Here is an 18577-nt window from a genome sequence, read left to right as displayed (position 1 = left end):
AGGGGGCCGATGACCGACGGGCAAACCTCGACGGGGCAGCGCCGCAACGGCAAGTCCGCCGCGGCGTTCCGGACCATCAGCGAGGTGGCGGACGACCTCGAGGTGCCGCCGCACGTCCTGCGGTTCTGGGAAACCAAGTTCAATCAGGTCAGGCCGCTGAAGCGCGGCGGCGGCCGGCGCTACTACCGGCCCGAGGACGTCGCGCTGCTGCAGCGCATCCGCGAGCTGCTGTACCGCGAAGGCTACACGATCAAGGGCGTGCAGAAGCTGCTGCGCGACGGCGCCGTCAGAATGCCGACCGCCGGGGAAACCGCCCGGGCGGCCCAGTCGGCGACTCCGGTCAAGGGCGGCCACGGCGCGGCGCCGGCGGTCGTCGACAACGGCAACGGCAACGGCAACGGTGTCGGCGATGCCGAGGGCGAGGTCCGCCGGGCGCTCGACGAGTTGAAGGCGCTGCGCAAGATGCTCTCCGAGGTGCTGCCGACTCGCTGAGCGGCGCCGGCGGTCGGCACGAGATCATTCGTCGTCCAGGGTGTCCCGAGCCGGGTCGACCGAGGCCGGACGGTAGCGCGACACGTAGGCCGGCCGGTCGACGTCGTAGTGCAGCATGATCGACAGGACCGCCGGGGTCTCGCGGGCCTCGTCGAGCAGCGGCAGCACCACGTCGGTGTAGTCGTAGACGGTGCCGAACCAGTTGAGGCGCAGGCGCTGGATCTGCGGCGCTTCGGTCTCGATGGCCGTTGCGAACGCCCGGATGATCGCGCGGCGGTAGTCCGGATACGGCATCTCGCCGACCCGCTTGCCGGCCAGGTCGATCCCGCCGACGTCCGCGGCGATCCCGGCGTGGACGCGGAATCGGAAATCCCGTCCGCCGGCGAGCGGCTCCAGCAGCGACACGCGTCCCAGCAGGCGTCCGAGCGACTCCGGCGAGAACGCCTCGCGTGACGGCAGGCGGCCGGGATCACCGGCGCGCGCCGCCCGCCAGCGTTCGAGCAGAAAGCGGGCGGGGCCGACGCTCGGGTGATCCTCGGGGCAGGGCTCGACCAGCAACAGGCCCTCCGGCTCGCCGCGGGCGCGCCGCGGGTCGGTCGGTTCGGCCTGCTCGGGCAGCGGGGTGTCGTCGGACATGGGACCGGATATCGCGTCGCGGCGATTGTGAAAAGAGGCGGTCTCGGCGTTGTCCGGCGGAGACCGATCGCCTATAGTCCGCCGCGTCGGAGCGTAGCGCAGTCTGGTAGCGCACCACACTGGGGGTGTGGGGGTCGTGGGTTCGAATCCCGCCGCTCCGACCATTTCTCTCCCGCCGCCGTTCGAGCGGCGGCTTCCGGCGGATCGGCAAGCCGGCGCCGGCACCCGACACCAAGGAGGCTGTCAGTGGCTCTCGCCAGCGTTCCCGTATCGCCCGTCGACTCGGACGTCCGTCACCAGACCCGGATCGATCTCGCGGCCGCGCTGCGCTGGTCCGCCCGGATGGGGTTCCACGAGGGTATCTGCAACCACTTCTCGGCAGTCATCCCGGGCGAGGACGACCGGTTCCTGATCAACCCGCACGGCTACCACTGGTCCGAGATCCGGGCGGGCGACCTGGTCGAGGTCGACGCCGACGGCAACGCACTGGACGGCAAGGAGCCGCCGGAGCCGACCGCCTTCTTCATCCACTATCACATCCACCGGCTGGTTCCGAACGCCAAGGTCGTGCTGCACACCCACATGCCGTACGCCACCGCCCTGACGATGCTGGAGGACGGCCGGCTCGAGCCGACGCTGCAGACCTCGCTGAAGTTCTACGACGCGGTCGCCTACGACGACCTCTACAACGGCCTCGCGCTCGACGATTCCGAAGGCCAGCGGATCGCCGCGGCGCTCGGCACCGGCAAGCGGGTGGCGTTCCTCGCCAACCACGGCGTCGTGGTCACCGGACAGAGCATCGCCCACGCCTTCGACGATCTGTACTACCTGGAGCGGGCCTGCCAGGCCCAGGTCATCGCCATGTCGACCGGGCGGCCGATGCGCCGGATTCCGCAGGACGTGGCCCGGATGACGGCCGATCAGATGAGCAGCGATTCCGAGCGCGCCCAGGCGGTCCGGCACTTCGAGGCGCTGAAGCGCATCCTCGACCGCGAGGAGCCGGAGTACCGGGACTGATCCCGCCCCGAGCGAGTGCGGCCGGGAAGCGTCAGGGCCAGCTGACGGTCGTCGGCTGCATGCCGACACGCTTGAAATAGGCGTCGAAATTGGTCTCCGGCCCGACCAGCTGGTGCACCAGCTTGGCGATCCGGGCCCGGCGTTCGGGAACGTTGTAGGGCGGCCCGGTCTCGTTCACCGGCTGCGGCAGGATGCAGCGCCAGCCGTCGACGGCGACAAGCTGGTCGCGGAACACCAGCGCGCCGTTGTAGAGGAAGTCCAGGATGACCGCCTGCGCCCGCTTGTTCGGGAGCTTCTGGACCCAGTCCTCGTTGTAGTTCTTGTCGGCGATCAACCCCCACGCCATGCCGAAGCGGATGTCGCGCAGGAAGGTGAGGGTCGTGGTGTGCTCCTGCAGTTCGAAATCGGCCGTGCCGCCGCCGGCCGCCCGGATCGGAACGATCCGGTACATGAACGTCGGCAGCAGCGTCGAACACCAGTCGCTCGGCTTGCTGGCCGCGATGACGGTCAGGTAGTCCTCGAGCGTCATTCTCATCCCCCGCAATACCCGCTAGATCATGGCCAGGGGGGCGCCCGCTGTCCAGTTCGAGGGAGGCTCGTGCCCGGCGCCGTCAGGAACCCGAGGCGATCTTCCTGCCGGCGACGGTCAGCTTGCAGACCAGCCAGTCCGGCTTGAGAGGGTTGTCGAACCACGGCTCGGCCCAGCCGCGGTCCATGCAGGACCGGATGGTCCGCGGATGCATGCGCTGGCCGTCTCTGTCGAACAGCGGCAGCTTGCCGCCCGGTTGGTCGAGTCCGCGCCGCAGCCAGTCCTTCTGGGCTGCGGTCGCACGCGGCTCCGCACCGCCGCCCGGGGCGGTTCGTTTCGATCGCCGTGTCTGCGTGCCCATGCCGTCCTCCCGCCGGCACTTTAGGCAAGCGCCGTCGACCCGTCCACCGAGCGCCGGTCTCCGGCTTGCCGTCGGCCCCGGCACCGTGGGATAACCGGGTTCCCACCGGAGGCTGCCATGACATCCTCGAATGCGACCTCGGCGCGACTGGCGCTCGGCTTCTCCTGCGTCGGGCACACCTTCTCGCATTTGCTGATGCTGCTCTACCCGACGGTCGTGCTGTCGCTGGAGTCCGCCTGGGGGCTGCCGTTCGAGGAACTGATCGGGCTGATGCTGGTCGGCCAGGTGCTGTTCGGGGTCGGGGCCGTCCCGGCCGGCTGGCTCGGCGACCGCTGGAGCGTGCCGGGCATGATGGCGGTGTTCTTCGTCGGCACCGGGGCGGCGGCCATCGCCACCGGCTTCGCGACGGGACCGCTCGAGATCGCCATCGGCCTTTCGGCGATCGGCCTGTTCGCGTCGATCTACCATCCGGTCGGCATCGCCTGGGTGGCGCGCAACCCGGTCAGCCGCGGCAAGGCCCTCGGCATCAACGGCATCTTCGGATCGGCCGGCACCGCCGGCGGCGCGGTGGTCGCGGGCACCCTGGCGACCGCCTTCGGCTGGCAGTGGGCGTTCATCGTCCCGGGCGGCCTCTGCGTCGCGTTCGGCCTGGTGTTGCTGGCGCTGGTCGCCAGCGGCCGGGTCTCAGACCCCCGCGAGGCCAGCCGGGCCGCCCCTTCGGAATCGTCGCGGAACGACATGATGCGCGGCGGGCTGGTGCTGCTGGTCACGATCGCCTGCTCCGGGCTGATCTACCAGACCACGTCCTTCGCCATGCCGAAGCTGTTCGAGCAGCGCCTCGACGGGCTGGTCGACACGGCGGCCGGGGTGGGGGCCCTGGTGTCTACGGTGTACCTGATCTCCGCGAGTGCCCAGCTGGTCGGCGGCTGGCTGGCCGACCGTTACGATCTCCGGCGGGTCTACTTCCTGTCCTGGCTGCTGCAGATCCCGGTGCTGGCGCTGGCGATCTCGCTGGCCGGCCCTGTGCTGATTCCGGTGGCGACCCTCATGGTGCTGATGAACACCGTGGCGGTGCCGGCCGAGAACAGCCTGTTCGCGCGCTACACGCCGCCGGCCTGGCGGGGCACCGCGTTCGGGGTCAAGTTCCTGATCTCGCTCGGCGTCGCCGCAGTCAGCGTGCCGCTGGTCGGCGAGATGTACCGCGCCTTCCAGGAGTTCGGGCCGCTGCTGGCGACCCTGGCGGGCGCCGCTGCGCTCGGTGGCGTCGCCGCCCTGCTGCTGCCGAGCGTCCGGCGCCCTCCGGCGGCGCAGCCGGCCGAGTAGGGGGAGACCGCGCATGGCCGACACTCCTCCGGTCGCGATCGATTCCCTCGACCATCTGGTGCTCACGGTCCGCGATATCGACGCGACCATCGCGTTCTACCGCGACTGGCTCGGCATGGAGGTCGTGACCTTCGGTGCCGGCCGCACGGCGCTCGCGTTCGGGCCGCAGAAGATCAACCTGCATGTCGCCGGCAACGAGATCCAGCCGAACGCCGCGGTCGCCACTCCCGGTTCCGGCGACCTCTGCTTCCTGACCTCGACGCCGGTCGCCGACGTCCGGGCACGCGCGGATGTCCTGGGGATCTCGATCATCGAGGCCGGTCGGCGCACCGGCGCGCTCGGGCCGATCGACTCGGTCTATGCCCGCGACCCCGACGGCAACCTGGTCGAGGTCTCGAACCGGCTCTACTGACCGCGTTCTACTGACCGGGCCCTACTGGCTGTGACCGTCGGAGGAGGCGAAGCGGATCGCCTCCTCGGCGGCGCGGACCAGGGCCCTTGCCTTGTTCAGGGTCTCCTGCCACTCGGCCTCGGGGTCGCTGTCGGCGACCACGCCGCCGCCGGCCTGGATGTACATGGTCTCGTCCTTCACCAGCGCTGTGCGCAGCGCGATGCAGGTGTCCATGCTGCCGTCGGCGCCGAAATAGCCGACCGCACCGGCATAGACGCCGCGGCGCGACACTTCGAGCTCGTCGATGATCTCCATCGCCCGCACCTTCGGGGCGCCTGAAACGGTGCCGGCCGGGAAGCCGGCGAACAGCGCGTCGACCGCGTCGTAGCCCTCCGCGAGGCGCCCTTCGACATGACTGGCGATGTGCATGACGTGGCTGTAGCGCTCGACCACGAACTGCTCCTTCACCGAGACCGTGCCGATCTGGCTGACCCGGCCGACGTCGTTGCGGCCGAGGTCGAGCAGCATCAGGTGCTCGGCCCGCTCCTTCGGATCGGCCAGCAACTCGGTCGCCAGCGCCCGGTCCTCCTCGGGGGTGGCGCCGCGCTTGCGGGTTCCGGCCAGCGGCCGGATGGTGACGATCCCGTCGCGCAGGCGCACCAGGATCTCCGGGCTGGAGCCGACGATCGCGTAGCCGCCGAAGTCGAAGAAGAACAGGAACGGCGACGGATTCAGGCGCCGCAGCGAGCGGTAGAGGGCGAACGGCGGCAGACGGAACGGCACCGCCAGCCGGTGCGACGGCACCACCTGGAAGGCGTCGCCGGCGTTGATGTATTCGACCGCCTTGCGGACCATCGCGTGATAGGCCTCGCGCCCGGTGTTCGACACCGGCTCCATCAGCGGCTCGACCGCCGAGCCGCCCTCGCGCCGGTACGGCAGCGAGCGCTCGAAGTCGGCGACCAGGTCGGCGAGGCGGACCCGCGCGTCGCCCCAGGCCGCGGCGGCCGAGACGCCGTCGCGCGGGCGCACGGGCGTCACCAGGGTGACGATGTCCTCGAGCCGGTCGAAAATGCACACCACCGTCGGCCGGACGAACATGCCGTCCCAGATGTTCAGGGCATCGGGGTTGGCGTCCGGGATCCGCTCGAACAGCCGAATCGCGTCGTAGCCCATGTAGCCGAACAGCCCCGCCGCCATCGGCGGCAGCCCGTCGGGCAGCTCGATCCGGCTTTCGGCGATCAGCCCCCGCAGCGAGGCGAGGGGCTCCTCCGATACCGGCTCGAAGCGGCCCGGGTCGATCCGGGCGTCCCGGTTGATCTCCGCCTTATGCTTGTAGAACCGCCAGATCAGGTCGGGCTTCATGCCGATGACCGAGTACCGGCCGCGCACCGATCCGCCCTCGACCGACTCCAGCAGGAACGCGTTGGCGCGGCCGTCGGCCAGCTTGAGCATGGCCGAGACCGGGGTCTCCAGGTCGGCCACCAGGGTGGTCCAGACGACCTGCGGCCGGCCGGCCTCGTACAGCTCGACGAAGCGGGCGTAGTCGGGCAGGGTCCTCATTGTCCGGACTCGAAGAGCCGGGCCACGCTGGCCTGGTCGACCTCGACGCCGAAGCGCTCCCGCAGATCGGCCAGCAGCAGCTCGATGACATCGGACTCGACGCCCTGGCCGATCTGGCTGGCGATGCTGTCGCGGATCTCCGGCTTGGCCGACGGATCGGCCGGGATGATGCGCTGCAGGCGGACCACCACCGCCTGGGTGTCGTCCGACGTCACCGCAACGCCGCCCGGCTCCTTGATCGCGAACAGGGTGGCCGGCAGCGTTGCGGGATAGCTCTCCGGGACGTCCCGCCCGGACCGCGTCATCGCCGGCACCTCGGCGGTCGGCATCTGCTCGGCCGCGGCCAGTTCCTTGAGGTCGCCACCGGCCTTGACCTTTTCGGCCAGGGCGTCGGCCTGCTGCTCCGCCAGCTCCAGGCGGCGGTCGGTCTTCCAGTCGGCCACGACCTGGTCGCGGATCTCGTCGAGCGGCGGGGTACGCGGCGCCTCGACGGCGTCGACCCGCAGCACGAAGAACGCGCCGCTGTCGCCTTCGCCGAGCCCGCTCTGCTGCCCCTGCGGGGTGTCGAAGGCGAGCTCCAGGAACTGGCCGCCGGGCTGCGTCTCGGCCCTGCCGCCGGCTTTCAGGTCGCCGGAGCGCGCCAGCCCTTCGATGGAGCGGACGGTGAGCCCGAGCGACTTGGCGGCCTCCTCCAGGGTGGCGCCGCCTGCCAGGGCGTCCTCGAGCCGGTTGGCGGTCTCGTAGACCCGGTCGAGCGCACGGTCGTGGGCGAGCTCGTCGCGCAGCTTGCCCTTGGCCTCCTCATAGGGCGTCGTTCGCCCCGGCTGGATCGCCAGGACCCGGAACAGGTGCCAGCCGAACGGGCTCTGCACCGGCTCGCTGACGGCGTCCTGCTGCAGGGCGAAGACGGTGTCGGCGGTGCCGTCCGGGAGAGCGTCGCGGGTCAGCCGGCCGAGGTCCAGGCCGGCCTCGTCGACCCCGGTCGTGTCCTTGGCCACCGCGACGAAGTCCTCGCCACCGTCGATGCGGGTCAGCGCCGCCTTGGCGGCGTCCTCGGTCTCGAACAGGATCTGCTGGACGTCGCGGCGCTCGGGCGTGGCGAACTGCCCCGCGCGTTCGTCGTAGGCGCTCCGGATCTCGTCCTCCGGGACGTCGATGTCCTTGGCCAGCGCCGCCGGGTCGATCTGCGCCCACGAGACCGACCGGTATTCCGGCTTCTCGTAGCGGCTGGTGTTGGCGTCGTAGAACGACTGCAGCCGGTCGGCCGCCGGATCCTCGGGCTCCGGGACCGCGGCCGCCGGGATCGCCACCACCTGGGCGACGCGCTGCTCCTCGCGATAGGCGAACACGCGGTCGACCACCGGCTTCGGCGCCGGGCCGACGGCGGCCAGGGCGTCGATCAGCTGCCGGCGGGTGAAGTCCTCGTGCAGGCGCTGCACGAACTCGGCCTCCGACCAGCCGTTGTTCGCCAGGAAGGTCTGATAGCGCGCCCGGTCGAAGTTGCCGCTGCGGTCGACGAAGCGCGAACGGACGAACTCCACGACCCGGTCCGTGCTGACCGAGAGATCGAGCGAACGGGTCGCCGCGATCATGATCCCTTCGGTGACCATGCCTTGGATCACCTGGTCGAGCATGCCGAGCTGGATGGCCTGCTCGGCGGTCAGGGGCACGCCGAGGCGCCGGCGCTCGGTCTCGAACTTGGTCGCCACGTCCTGGGTCGTGTACTGGACCTCGTCGCCGATCTTGACGGCGACCTTGCCGGCCGGGCTGCCGAAGAACACGTCGCCGATCCCCCAGATCGCGAAGCTGACGATCAGCAGCACGAACAGAATCTTGACGAAGATCGACGTGACCTTGGAGCGAATGATCTGAAGCATCGCGCAGTCCGGCCTTGTGCCAATGAATTTCGGTCGGCGCCGCACGCGGTCGCCGGGGCGCGGCATCATAGGGAGAGGGTCCCGCCGCGGCAACCGCCGAATCCCCTGTCATTCAAAGGATTCCGCGGTTCTCGGGGCTGACTTGTTGGCTTCCGGCCGCGCTCCGTGTATGACCCCTCCAGCCCGCTTTCGAGGAGAGACCCCATGGCCCTGCGGCCGCTGATCGCCGGCAACTGGAAGATGAACCTGGACCGGGAGACCGCTGCCGGGCTGGCGCGCGAGCTGGCCGGCGCGGTGGCCGCCGCCGCGGCCTTCGAGATGGCGGTCTGCCCGCCGGCACCGTACCTGATCCCGGTCGCCGATGCGATCGCCGGCAGCCCGGTCGGCCTCGGCGCCCAGGACTGCCATGCCGCCGCCAATGGCGCTCACACCGGGGACGTGGCTGCGCCGATGCTGACGGATGTCGGGTGCACCTACGTCATCGTCGGCCACTCCGAACGCCGCGCCGACCATGGCGAGACCGACGCCGTCGTGCGGGCCAAGGCCGAGGCGGCCCGGTCTGTGGGGCTGGTGCCGATCGTGTGCGTCGGCGAGACCGAGGCCCAGCGCGACGCCGGCGAGACCCTGGACGTCGTCGGACGGCAGGTGGCCGGATCGATTCCCGACGGCCTCGACGGCACCACCCTGGTGGTGGCGTACGAGCCGGTGTGGGCGATCGGCACCGGGCGCACGCCGACCGTGGACGACGTCGCGGCGGTGCATGCGCATATCCGCGCGGCCCTGGCCAGGAAATCGGCCGACGCCGCCGGCATCCGCATCCTCTATGGCGGGTCGGTCAAGCCGTCGAACGCATCGGAGCTGCTGGCGGTCGCCAACGTCGACGGTGCGCTGGTCGGCGGGGCGAGCCTGAAGGCCGCGGATTTCCTGGCGATCGCCCGGGCGGTGTGAGACCGAGACCTGGCCTCTGGCCAAGACGGCCTCCAGGCGTTACAAACCGCGCCGTCCCCAAACGGACGCGAGCACCACAAGGATCGACATGACGGCGATCGTTCTCACCATCCACCTGATGATCGCGGCGGCCCTGGTCATCGTCGTCCTCCTGCAGCGCAGCGAGGGCGGCGGTCTCGGAATCGGCGGCGGCGGCGGCATGGGATCCTTCATGTCGGCCCGCGGGGCCGCCAACCTGCTGACCCGGACGACCGCGATCCTGGCCGGTTGCTTCTTCGTGACCAGCATCGTGCTCGCGATTCTCGCCGGCAACACCGGGACGAAGTCGATCGTCGATCAGCCGACGCCGGCCGAGCAGGCTCCGGCGAAGACCGAACCGGCCGCGCCGGTCTCTCAGTAACTCGTTGATCTTCTTGAAATTTACGAAACCCGGCGGGCTATCGTCCGCCGGAACGGGAAGCAGTATGACAAAGCGTGCCTTGATCGCGCCCGTTCGGGTATAAGGAGGGTCCATGACGCGGTTCATCTTCATCACCGGCGGCGTGGTCTCCTCCCTCGGCAAGGGTCTCGCCTCGGCGGCGCTCGGAGCGCTGTTGCAGGCGCGCGGCTACAAGGTCCGCCTGCGCAAGCTCGATCCGTACCTCAACGTCGACCCGGGCACGATGAGTCCGTACCAGCACGGCGAGGTATACGTGACCGACGACGGGGCCGAGACCGACCTCGACCTCGGCCACTACGAGCGCTTCACCGGCGTGGCGTGCCGGCGCAGCGACAGCGTGACCACCGGCCAGATCTACATGGACGTGATCACCCGGGAGCGGCGGGGCGACTATCTCGGCGCCACCATCCAGGTGATTCCGCACGTCACCGACGCCATCAAGGAGTTCGCGCGCGGCGACCTCGAGGACGAGGACTTCGTGCTGTGCGAGATCGGCGGCACGGTCGGCGACATCGAGGGCCTGCCGTTCCTGGAGGCGATCCGCCAGCTCGGCAACGAGCTCGGGCGCGAGCGGTCGCTGTTCATGCACCTGACGCTGCTGCCGTACATCCCGGCGGCCGGCGAGCTGAAGACCAAGCCGACCCAGCACTCGGTCAAGGAGCTGCAGAGCGTCGGCATCCAGCCCGACATCCTGCTGTGCCGGTCCGACCGCGACATCCCGGTCGAGCAGCGCCGCAAGATCGGCCTGTTCTGCAACATCCGCCCCGAGGCGGTGATCGCGGCGCTGGACGTGCACTCGATCTACCAGGTGCCGCTCAGCTACCACCGCGAGGGCCTGGATACCGAGGTACTGCGCCATTTCGGCATGCTCGCCAGCGAGGCCGAGCCCGACCTGTCGCGCTGGACCGGCATCATGGAGCGGGTCGACAACCCGGAGGGCAGTGTCCGGATCGCGGTCGTCGGCAAGTACACCAGCCTGCTCGACAGCTACAAGTCGCTGGCCGAATCGCTGACCCACGGCGGCATCGCCAACAACGTGAAGGTCGAGCTCGACTGGATCGATTCCGAGATCTTCGAGACCGAGACCGAAGCGCTGATGCGCCTGGAGGACGTCCACGGCATCCTGGTGCCGGGCGGCTTCGGCGAGCGCGGTTCGGAGGGCAAGATCGCCGCGGTGACCTTCGCCCGCGAGCACAAGATCCCGTATTTCGGGATCTGCTTCGGCATGCAGATGGCCTGCATCGAGGTCGCGCGCAACATGGCGGAGATCAAGGGCGCCGGGTCGACCGAGTTCGGTCCCTGCGCCGAACCGGTGGTCGGCCTGCTGACCGAGTGGAGCCGCGGCAACATGCGCGAGACCCGTAGCGCCGAAGGCGACCTCGGCGGCACCATGCGGCTCGGCGCCTACGAGTGTCACCTCGAAGCGGGCACCCGGGTCCGGCAGATCTACGGCGAGGAGCGGATCTTCGAGCGCCACCGCCACCGCTACGAGGTCAACATCAACTACCGCGACGCGCTGCAGGGCGCCGGGCTGGTGTTCAGCGGCATGTCGCCGGACGGCGTGCTGCCGGAGATCGTCGAGCTGCCGAGCCATCCCTGGTTCGTCGGCGTGCAGTTCCACCCGGAGCTGAAGTCGAAGCCGTTCGATCCGCACCCGCTGTTCACCAGCTTCATCGAGGCGGCCGTCGAGCAATCGCGGCTGGTGTGACGCCATGACCGACCCCCGCACCGTCCGCGTCGGCTCGATCGATATCGCCAACGACCGGCCGTTCGTGCTGATCGCCGGTCCCTGTGCGATCGAGAGCCGCGAGCACGCGATCGAGGTCGCCGACGCCCTGGTGGCGATCTGCGGCAAGGCCGGGGTACCGCTGATCTACAAGTCGTCCTACGACAAGGCGAACCGGACCAGCGTGTCGGCCGGCCGCGGGGTCGGCATCGAGGCCGGGCTGAAGACCCTGGCCGAGGTGCGCGAGCGGTTCGGCTGCCCGGTGCTGACCGACGTGCACGAGCCGCCGCAATGCGCGGTCGCCGCCGAGTACGTCGACGTGCTGCAGATCCCGGCCTTCCTGTGCCGGCAGACCGACCTGCTGCTGGCGGCCGGCGAGACCGGCAGGGTCGTGAACGTCAAGAAGGGCCAGTTCCTGGCGCCGTGGGACATGAAGAACGTCGCCGCCAAGGTGGCGTCGACCGGCAACGACCGCATCATGCTGACCGAGCGCGGTGCCAGCTTCGGCTACAACACCCTGGTCTCCGACATGCGCAGCCTGCCGGAGATGGCCAGGACCGGATGGCCGGTGGTGTTCGACGCCACCCACTCGGTGCAGCAGCCCGGCGGGCAGGGCTCCTCGAGCGGCGGCCAGCGCGAATACGTGCCGGTGCTGGCGCGCGCCGCCCTGGCGGTCGGCGTGGCCGCCGTGTTCATGGAATGCCACCCGGACCCGGACACCGCCCCGTCCGACGGGCCGAACATGGTGCGGATGGCCGACCTGCCGGCGCTCCTGGACACCTTCGTCGCCTTCGACAGGATCGCCAAGGCCAACCCGGTCGCGGTCTAGTCCGGCGCGGCTGAAGCGGCGGTTGGGTCCCGGCTCTGAGCGGCATTGCCGCTCCGGCCGGGATGAGGACTGAAGGGACGTAATCTTCCCCCTCATCCCGGCCGCAGCGAAGCGGAGAGCCGGGACCCCGCCGCGTCGTATCGAGGAGGAGGTGCCGCCATGCCGCGAGTCGAGGGCCGCTACGGTCTCGCCTACACCGCCGACAAGCCGGAATCCGCCGCCCGGTTCGACGACCTGGTCGGCGCCTATCTCGGCTTCGGGCGCGACATCGGCGACCGTCTCAAGGCGATCCTGACCGACGATCCGGAAATGCCGCTGGCGCACGTCGCCAAGGGCTATCTGTTCAAGCTGTTCGGCAGTGCGGCCATGTCGGCCCGCGCCGCCAAGGCCCTGGCGGACGCCGACGCGCGGTTCGCCGCGGTCGCGACGACCGACCGCGAACGGCTGCACCTGGAGGCGCTGCGGGCCTGGTGCGCCGACGACCTGGACCGGACGACCGAGCTCTGGGAACGGATCCTGATCGACCACCCGAAGGACGCGTTCGCGCTCCGCCTGGCCCATTTCAACCACTTCTATGCCGGCGAAGGCCGCAAGATGCGGGACAGCGTCGCCCGCGTGCTGCCGGACTGGAGCGACGCCGATCCCGACATCGGCTTCGTCCACGGCATGTACGGCTTCGCGCTGGAGGAGGCCGGCGACTACGCCGCGGGCGAGCGCTACGGCCGCATGGCGGTCGAGCGCAACCCGAAGGACGCCTGGTCGGTGCACGCTGTCGCCCACGTCATGGAGATGCAGGGCCGGCACGCCGAGGGCATCGAATGGGTGAGGGGCCTGGAGCCCGCGTGGTCGACCACCAACAACTTCCGCTTCCACCTCTACTGGCACCGCGGCCTGTATCACCTTGAAAGACATGAATTCGACGAGGTCCTGAAGCTCTACGACGACCACGTCGCCTCGGACATCGCGAGCGACATGTACCTGGACGTCTGCAACGCCGCCTCGATGCTGTGGCGACTGGAGATGTACGGGGTCGACGTCGGCGGCCGCTGGCGGGACCTGACCGAGGTGTCGCTGCGCCACGTCGACGACCACGAGCTGATCTTCGTGTCGCTGCACTACCTGATGGCGCTGCTGAAGGGCGGCGAGGCCGAGGCCGCGGCCCGGATGGCGGCGCAGCTGGAGAGCTTCGCCAACTCGGCGGCCACCCAGGGCCGGGTGTCGGCGCGGGTCGGCGTCGGCACCGTCGCGGCGATGACGGCGCTCGCCCGCGGCGACGCCGGGACCGCTGTCGATGCCCTGCTGCCGATCCGCTACGACATCTGGTGCATGGGCGGCAGCCACGCCCAGCGCGACCTGTTCGAGGAGATGCTGGTGTCGGCGGCGGTCAAGGCGCGACCGCATCTCGCGAGGGCGCTGCTGGCCGAGCGCACGGCGTCGAAGCCGGCGAGCGCGTGGAGCTGGCGGCAATACGCGGCGGCTCTGCGGGCCGAGGGCCGGGACGAGGCCGCCGCCTCCGCCGACAAGCGGGCCGAGGCGCTGCTGACGGCGGTCTGATGTTCCCGCCTTGCGGGCCCGCCTTGAGCTCGATGTGCAGCCTGCCTATGGTCAGTGTGCTGTCAATTCACGTCGGGCGGCGGAGCCGATGATCCTCAGCGACGTCTACGGCAAGCCCGGGCACCTGATCCGGCGGGCCCAGCAGATCGCCGTGGCGATCTTCGTGGAGGAGTGCCGGCCCCTCGACCTCACGCCCCTGCAATACGCCGCCCTGGTCGCGATCCGCGACCTGCCGGGCATCGACGCTACGCGGCTGTCCGAGGTGATCGCCAACGACCGCTCCACGCTCGGCGGGGTGATCGAGCGGCTGGAGGAGAAAGGCTGGATCGAGCGGCGCCCGAGCCCCGACGACCGCCGGGTCAAGCTGCTTTACCTGGCGGTGGCCGGCGCCGAACTGCTGCGCCGGGCCGAGCCGCATGTCCGGCGCGCCCAGGAGCGGATCCTGGAACCGCTCGCCGAAGCCGATCGGGTGACGCTGATGCGCCTGTTGGCCGACCTCGTCGAACTGAACAACGAGCATTCGCGGGTGCCGCTGAAGCGCGCCGGCGAGGGTTCTCAGTCGTAGAACGTCCCGTCGGACCGGCGCACGAACCGCTCGACCCCGTCGATCCACTTCACCTGCATGTCGATGTCGGGGTAGTCGACCTCGTCCGGGTCGGTGCGGTCGCCGACCTCCAGATAGGTCGCCGTGTCGGCGGTCCGGTTGATCAGCGCGTGGCCGTCGGGCTTCCCCGCCGGGAAGGCTGCGCACATGCCCGGCCCCAGGACCTGCTCGCCGGCGTCGGTCAGCAGGGTCAGTTCGCCGGTCAGCACCATCACGAACTCGTCCTGCAGCGTGTGCCAGTGGCGCAGCGCCGAGGTGCTGCCGGGCGGCAGCGTGACGTGGTTCACGCCGAAATTCTTGAGGCCGCCGTGGTCGCCGAGGCGGCGCTTCGTCCGGCTGGCCGTGGAAGCGGCGAACTCGGCCGGATAGGTGCTCCCCATGCGTGTCGGGACGGTCATCGGATCGAAGGCCGGGGGCTTCGGCATGGTGCTCTCCTCGAATTCGGATGCTGACAGCGCAGTCTAGACGGCAAAGCGATTGAACGCCCAGCGGCCGGGCGCTATTCCTCCCGCACCATTCGTCCGGTCTCCAGGAGCCCTTCCCATGAGTGCGATCATCGACATCACCGCCCGCGAGATCCTCGACAGTCGCGGCAACCCGACGGTGGAGGTCGACGTCACCCTGGAGACCGGCGTCGTCGGCCGCGCCGCGGTGCCGTCGGGCGCCTCGACCGGCGCCTACGAGGCGGTCGAGAAGCGCGACGGCGATCCCAAGCGCTACGGCGGCAAGGGCGTCCTGCAGGCGGTCGACGCGGTCAACGGCGAGATCTTCGACGCGCTGTCCGGCCGCGATGCCGCCGAGCAGCTGCTGATCGACCGGGCGATGATCGAGCTCGACGGCACCGAGAACAAGGCGCGGCTGGGCGCCAACGCGCTGCTCGGCGTGTCGCTGGCGGTCGCCAAGGCGCAGGCCGCCGACATGGAGCTGCCGCTGTGGCGCTACATCGGCGGCGCCTACGCCCACGTCCTGCCGACCCCGATGATGAACATCATCAACGGCGGCGCGCATGCCGACAACCCGATCGACTTCCAGGAGTTCATGATCATGCCGGTGAACTTCCCGAGCTTCCGGGAAGCGCTGCGCGCCGGCTCCGAGATCTTCCACGCGCTGAAGAAGCAGCTGGTCGCCGGCGGCCACAACACCAATGTCGGCGACGAGGGCGGCTTCGCGCCCGACCTGAAGAGCGCCGACGAGGCCCTGGCGGTGATCATGAAGGCGATCGAGGCGGCCGGCTACAAGCCGGGCGACGACGTCATGATCGCCCTCGATCCGGCCTCCACCGAGTTCTTCAAGGACGGCAAGTATGTGCTGGCGGGCGAGGGCAAGACCATGGACTCCGACGGCATGATCAAGCTGTACGCCGACCTCGCCGCCCGCTACCCGATCGTCTCGATCGAGGACGCTCTGAGCGAGGACGACTGGGACGGCTTCAAGGCGATCACCGCCGAGCTCGGCTCCAAGGTGCAGATCGTCGGCGACGACCTGTTCGTCACCAACGCCAAGCGCCTGAAGCGCGGCATCGCCGAGACCGCCGGCAACGCCATCCTGGTCAAGGTCAACCAGATCGGCACCCTGTCGGAGACCCTGGAGACCGTGTCGATGGCCCAGCGCGCCCGGTTCGGCACGGTGATGTCGCACCGCTCGGGCGAGACCGAGGACGCCACCATCGCCGATCTGGCGGTCGCCACCAACGCCGGGCAGATCAAGACCGGCTCGCTGTCGCGCGCCGACCGGACCGCCAAGTTCAACCAGCTGCTGCGGATCGAGGAGCAGCTCGGCGATGCCGCGCGTTTCGCTGGCCGGTCCTCGCTGGCCCCGCTCGCCGGGTGAGCGCGCCGCAGAACGGGCCGCAGAACGGGCCGGAGACCCCGCAGGTCGACGAACGCATCCTGTTGGGCCTCCGCAGCTTCCGGCTTCCGGCTTGGCGGGCGCTCGTCCAGTTCGGGCTGTTCGCCACCCTCGCGGCCCTGGGGCTGTCCATGGTGTTCGGTCAGCCGTCGAGACCCGAGATCGGCTGGCCGATCGCCGTGGCCGGGTTGGCGATGGCGCTGGTCGTCCCGGCACTGACGACGATCGGTGGCCGCCAGCGCGTCGAGCTGTTCGACGAGGGCTTCTCCGTGCACGGCCTGTTCTCGACCCGCCACTACCGCTGGTCCGAGGTGTCCGATTTCTCCCTGGCGTCGCTGCTGCCGGGACGCGGCATGCGGCAGACCTACGTGGTCTTCGATCTGTCGGGCGATCGCGGCGCGCTGGTGGCATTCAACCGGTTCCTGACCGGCAAGGGGCGTTCGCTGCCGATCGGCATCGAGCCGGTGGATCTGCCGGGGAATGCCGTGACGGTGGCGCTCGCCTTGAACGCCTGGCGCCAGCGTGCGCTTGACTCCAAGACCCCCCAGGTGCCCTGAGTCATTTCGGCAACACTTTGAGTCCATTGGCGGTTCTCTTGCCGATATTCCCGATTCGTTCACGTTGTCGGGGCCGGTGACGCGTGATTCAATCCGGATGTCGCCGTCGAGGAGGACATCATGGCCCTGGTTTCCGAGCTCAAGCGTCGTGCCCGTCACGTCGTCGGGCCGCTGGTCGGGTCGCTCCTCGTGGCCTATTTCGCCTATCACGCCATGGAGGGCGACCGGGGCATCCGGGCCTGGCAGCGGCTGGACGGCGAGATCGCCGAGGCCCGCGAAGTCCGCGATCGCCTGGTCGCGGAGCAGGCCGCCCTCGACCGGCGGGTCGCAAAGCTGCGTCCCGACAGCCTCGACGCCGACCTGCTCGAGGAACGCGCCCGTCTGGTGCTCGGCTATGTGCCGGCCGACGGCGTGATCGTGGGGCAGCCGGTGGTTCCGACCACCCGACTGGCCGGGCTCGCGGTTGTTCGCTGAGCGATTTCAGATGATTAACTAAAATTGAGTTAATCGCCGTTTTTGCGTTGCAGCGCAAACATTTAGCGCCCTTGCAATCGCGCGGGTCTTCCCCTAATTCTGTCAGGGTCGGCGCGACGCCAGAGGTTCGTGCCGCCCGCAGAGGACGCGCAGGGGGATTTCATGGCACGTGCGGCGACAGCCAAGTCGACGACGAGCCGGTCCGGCCCGGCCAAGGCCGCGCCGTCGCGCTCGACCCGCTCCAGCAAGGCATCCAGGCAGTCCGAGCCGTCGATCGACGAGCTGCTCGGCTACTACAAGGACATGCTGGTGATCCGGCGGTTCGAGGAGAAGGCCGGCCAGCTCTACGGCATGGGCCTGATCGGTGGGTTCTGCCACCTGTACATCGGGCAGGAGGCGGTGGTCGTCGGCATGCAGGCGGCGATCGGCGAAGGCGACACGGTGGTCACCTCGTACCGCGACCACGGCCACATGCTGGCCTGCGGCATGGAGGCCCGCGGCGTGATGGCCGAGCTGACCGGCCGCATCGGCGGGTACTCCAAGGGCAAGGGCGGCTCGATGCACATGTTCAGCCGCGAGAAGGACTTCTTCGGCGGCCACGGCATCGTCGGCGCCCAGGTGCCGATCGGCACCGGCCTAGCGTTCAACCACAAGTACCGTGACACCGACCGGGTGTCGCTGACCTATATGGGCGACGGCGCGGTCAACCAGGGCCAGGTGTACGAGAGCTTCAACATGGCGGCGCTGTGGAAGCTGCCGGTCATCTTCATCATCGAGAACAACAAGTACGGCATGGGGACCTCGGTGACCCGCGCCGCCGCCGGCCCGTCGCTCGCCGAGCGCGGCCACGCCTACGGGATTCCGGGCGAGGAGGTCGACGGCATGGACGTGATGAAGGTGAAGGCGGCCGGCGACAAGGCGGTGGCCCACTGCCGCGCCGGCAAGGGGCCGTTCATCCTGGAGATGAAGACCTACCGCTACCGCGGCCACTCCATGTCCGACCCGGCCAAGTACCGGACCAAGGAGGAGGTCAACAAGATGCGGCAGGAGCACGACCCGATCGACTCCCTGCGCCGCGTCCTGCTGGAGCGCAAGGTCGACGAGGAGGCGTTGAAGAAGATCGACCGCGAGGTGAAGGACCTCGTGACCGACGCCGCCGACTTCGCGCAGCAGAGCCCGGAGCCCGACGTGTCGGAGCTCTGGACCGACGTACTCGTAGAAGCCTGACGCCAAGGCTGCCTGTGGTTTGGGCGGCCGCGGTCCGCGGCGCCCGCACGAGGGGAAAGCGCATGCCCACATCCGTACTGATGCCGGCCCTGTCGCCGACCATGACCGAGGGCAACCTCGCCAAGTGGCACGTCAAGGAAGGCGACACGGTCAGCGCCGGCGACGTGATCGCCGAGATCGAGACC

General features: G+C 69.7%; 21 protein-coding genes and 1 tRNA gene. 16 read left to right on the top strand and 6 right to left on the bottom strand.

Translation table 11 applies throughout. The annotated features are described in order from the left end of the window. The first annotated feature begins 9 nt into the window (after nucleotides 1–9). The gene (locus IE246_RS08975; protein WP_189988602.1) at nucleotides 10–492 is read left to right on the top strand and encodes a MerR family transcriptional regulator; all 483 of its coding nucleotides are present in this window, start codon (nucleotides 10–12) and stop codon (nucleotides 490–492) included. Nucleotides 493–516: 24 nt separating this feature from the next. On the opposite strand, the gene IE246_RS08970 is transcribed toward IE246_RS08975, so the two are convergent. Continuing rightward, nucleotides 517–1128, bottom strand: a complete 612-nt coding sequence (locus IE246_RS08970; protein WP_189988601.1) for a PAS domain-containing protein — start codon at nucleotides 1126–1128, stop codon at nucleotides 517–519. 87 nt (nucleotides 1129–1215) lie between these two features. Between IE246_RS08970 and IE246_RS08965 the strand changes: the two genes are divergently transcribed. Continuing rightward, a tRNA-Pro gene (locus IE246_RS08965) sits at nucleotides 1216–1292 on the top strand. Nucleotides 1293–1374: 82 nt separating this feature from the next. Then, on the top strand, nucleotides 1375–2145 hold the full coding sequence (locus IE246_RS08960) for an aldolase (protein WP_189988600.1): 771 nt from the start codon (nucleotides 1375–1377) through the stop codon (nucleotides 2143–2145). Nucleotides 2146–2176: 31 nt separating this feature from the next. On the opposite strand, the gene IE246_RS08955 is transcribed toward IE246_RS08960, so the two are convergent. Continuing rightward, nucleotides 2177–2674 (bottom strand): hypothetical protein, encoded by a 498-nt coding sequence (locus IE246_RS08955; protein WP_189988599.1) that lies wholly within the window; start codon nucleotides 2672–2674, stop codon nucleotides 2177–2179. 82 nt (nucleotides 2675–2756) lie between these two features. Further along, on the bottom strand, nucleotides 2757–3035 hold the full coding sequence (locus IE246_RS08950; protein WP_229836756.1) for a hypothetical protein: 279 nt from the start codon (nucleotides 3033–3035) through the stop codon (nucleotides 2757–2759). A 117-nt stretch (nucleotides 3036–3152) separates the two neighbouring features. Between IE246_RS08950 and IE246_RS08945 the strand changes: the two genes are divergently transcribed. Continuing rightward, nucleotides 3153–4358, top strand: a complete 1206-nt coding sequence (locus IE246_RS08945; protein WP_189988598.1) for an MFS transporter — start codon at nucleotides 3153–3155, stop codon at nucleotides 4356–4358. A gap of 13 nt (nucleotides 4359–4371) precedes the next feature. Continuing rightward, nucleotides 4372–4770, top strand: a complete 399-nt coding sequence (locus tag IE246_RS08940; RefSeq protein WP_189988597.1) for a VOC family protein — start codon at nucleotides 4372–4374, stop codon at nucleotides 4768–4770. Between the two features lie 21 nt (nucleotides 4771–4791). Here the strand turns inward: IE246_RS08940 and trpE are convergent, their stop codons facing one another. Then, on the bottom strand, nucleotides 4792–6309 hold the full coding sequence (trpE, locus tag IE246_RS08935) for an anthranilate synthase component I (protein ID WP_189988596.1): 1518 nt from the start codon (nucleotides 6307–6309) through the stop codon (nucleotides 4792–4794). Then, complete coding sequence (locus IE246_RS08930) at nucleotides 6306–8186, bottom strand: peptidyl-prolyl cis-trans isomerase (RefSeq protein WP_189988595.1); 1881 nt, start codon at nucleotides 8184–8186, stop codon at nucleotides 6306–6308. The genes trpE and IE246_RS08930 overlap by 4 nt, the downstream gene beginning before the upstream one ends. A gap of 204 nt (nucleotides 8187–8390) precedes the next feature. Here IE246_RS08930 and tpiA point away from each other — a divergent pair, with 204 nt between their 5' ends. The 6 genes from tpiA to IE246_RS08900 all read left to right on the top strand — a co-directional run bounded on the left by tpiA (nucleotide 8391) and on the right by IE246_RS08900 (nucleotide 14247). Next, nucleotides 8391–9134, top strand: coding sequence for a triose-phosphate isomerase (gene tpiA, locus IE246_RS08925; protein ID WP_189988594.1), 744 nt, complete (start codon nucleotides 8391–8393; stop codon nucleotides 9132–9134). Between the two features lie 88 nt (nucleotides 9135–9222). Then, entirely contained in the window at nucleotides 9223–9534 is a 312-nt protein-coding gene (gene secG / locus IE246_RS08920) for a preprotein translocase subunit SecG (protein ID WP_189988593.1), read from the top strand. A gap of 112 nt (nucleotides 9535–9646) precedes the next feature. Further along, nucleotides 9647–11281: a CTP synthase gene (gene pyrG / locus IE246_RS08915; RefSeq protein WP_189988592.1), complete on the top strand. Its 1635-nt coding sequence runs from the start codon at nucleotides 9647–9649 to the stop codon at nucleotides 11279–11281. Nucleotides 11282–11285: 4 nt separating this feature from the next. After that, nucleotides 11286–12128 carry a 3-deoxy-8-phosphooctulonate synthase gene (kdsA, locus tag IE246_RS08910; protein ID WP_189988591.1) on the top strand — a complete coding sequence of 281 codons (843 nt, stop codon included), beginning with the start codon at nucleotides 11286–11288 and terminating at the stop codon, nucleotides 12126–12128. Nucleotides 12129–12287: 159 nt separating this feature from the next. Then, a complete protein-coding gene (locus IE246_RS08905; RefSeq protein WP_189988590.1) occupies nucleotides 12288–13682 on the top strand; it encodes a tetratricopeptide repeat protein in 1395 nt (464 codons plus the stop codon). An 88-nt stretch (nucleotides 13683–13770) separates the two neighbouring features. Then, the gene (locus IE246_RS08900; protein ID WP_189988589.1) at nucleotides 13771–14247 is read left to right on the top strand and encodes a MarR family winged helix-turn-helix transcriptional regulator; all 477 of its coding nucleotides are present in this window, start codon (nucleotides 13771–13773) and stop codon (nucleotides 14245–14247) included. On the opposite strand, the gene IE246_RS08895 is transcribed toward IE246_RS08900, so the two are convergent. After that, complete coding sequence (locus IE246_RS08895) at nucleotides 14238–14711, bottom strand: cupin domain-containing protein (RefSeq protein WP_229836736.1); 474 nt, start codon at nucleotides 14709–14711, stop codon at nucleotides 14238–14240. The genes IE246_RS08900 and IE246_RS08895 overlap by 10 nt on opposite strands. A 118-nt stretch (nucleotides 14712–14829) precedes the next feature. Between IE246_RS08895 and eno the strand changes: the two genes are divergently transcribed. The 5 genes from eno to IE246_RS27875 form a co-directional block, all read left to right on the top strand. Further along, a complete protein-coding gene (eno, locus tag IE246_RS08890) occupies nucleotides 14830–16116 on the top strand; it encodes a phosphopyruvate hydratase (protein WP_189988588.1) in 1287 nt (428 codons plus the stop codon). Continuing rightward, on the top strand, nucleotides 16113–16691 hold the full coding sequence (locus tag IE246_RS08885; RefSeq protein WP_189988587.1) for a hypothetical protein: 579 nt from the start codon (nucleotides 16113–16115) through the stop codon (nucleotides 16689–16691). The genes eno and IE246_RS08885 overlap by 4 nt, the downstream gene beginning before the upstream one ends. Nucleotides 16692–16811: 120 nt before the next feature. Next, nucleotides 16812–17165: an FtsB family cell division protein gene (locus IE246_RS08880; RefSeq protein ID WP_189988586.1), complete on the top strand. Its 354-nt coding sequence runs from the start codon at nucleotides 16812–16814 to the stop codon at nucleotides 17163–17165. Between the two features lie 162 nt (nucleotides 17166–17327). Then, nucleotides 17328–18392, top strand: coding sequence for a pyruvate dehydrogenase (acetyl-transferring) E1 component subunit alpha (pdhA, locus tag IE246_RS08875; protein WP_189988585.1), 1065 nt, complete (start codon nucleotides 17328–17330; stop codon nucleotides 18390–18392). Nucleotides 18393–18454: 62 nt separating this feature from the next. After that, on the top strand, nucleotides 18455–18577 hold a 123-nt coding region (locus IE246_RS27875; RefSeq protein WP_229836819.1), incomplete at its 3' end, for a biotin/lipoyl-containing protein.

The sequence above is a fragment of the Thalassobaculum fulvum genome (genome assembly GCF_014652915.1).
Taxonomy (GTDB): domain Bacteria; phylum Pseudomonadota; class Alphaproteobacteria; order Thalassobaculales; family Thalassobaculaceae; genus Thalassobaculum_A; species Thalassobaculum_A fulvum.
Note: the sequence above shows the minus strand (reverse complement) of the source record. Positions and strands in the feature narration are given on the sequence as shown.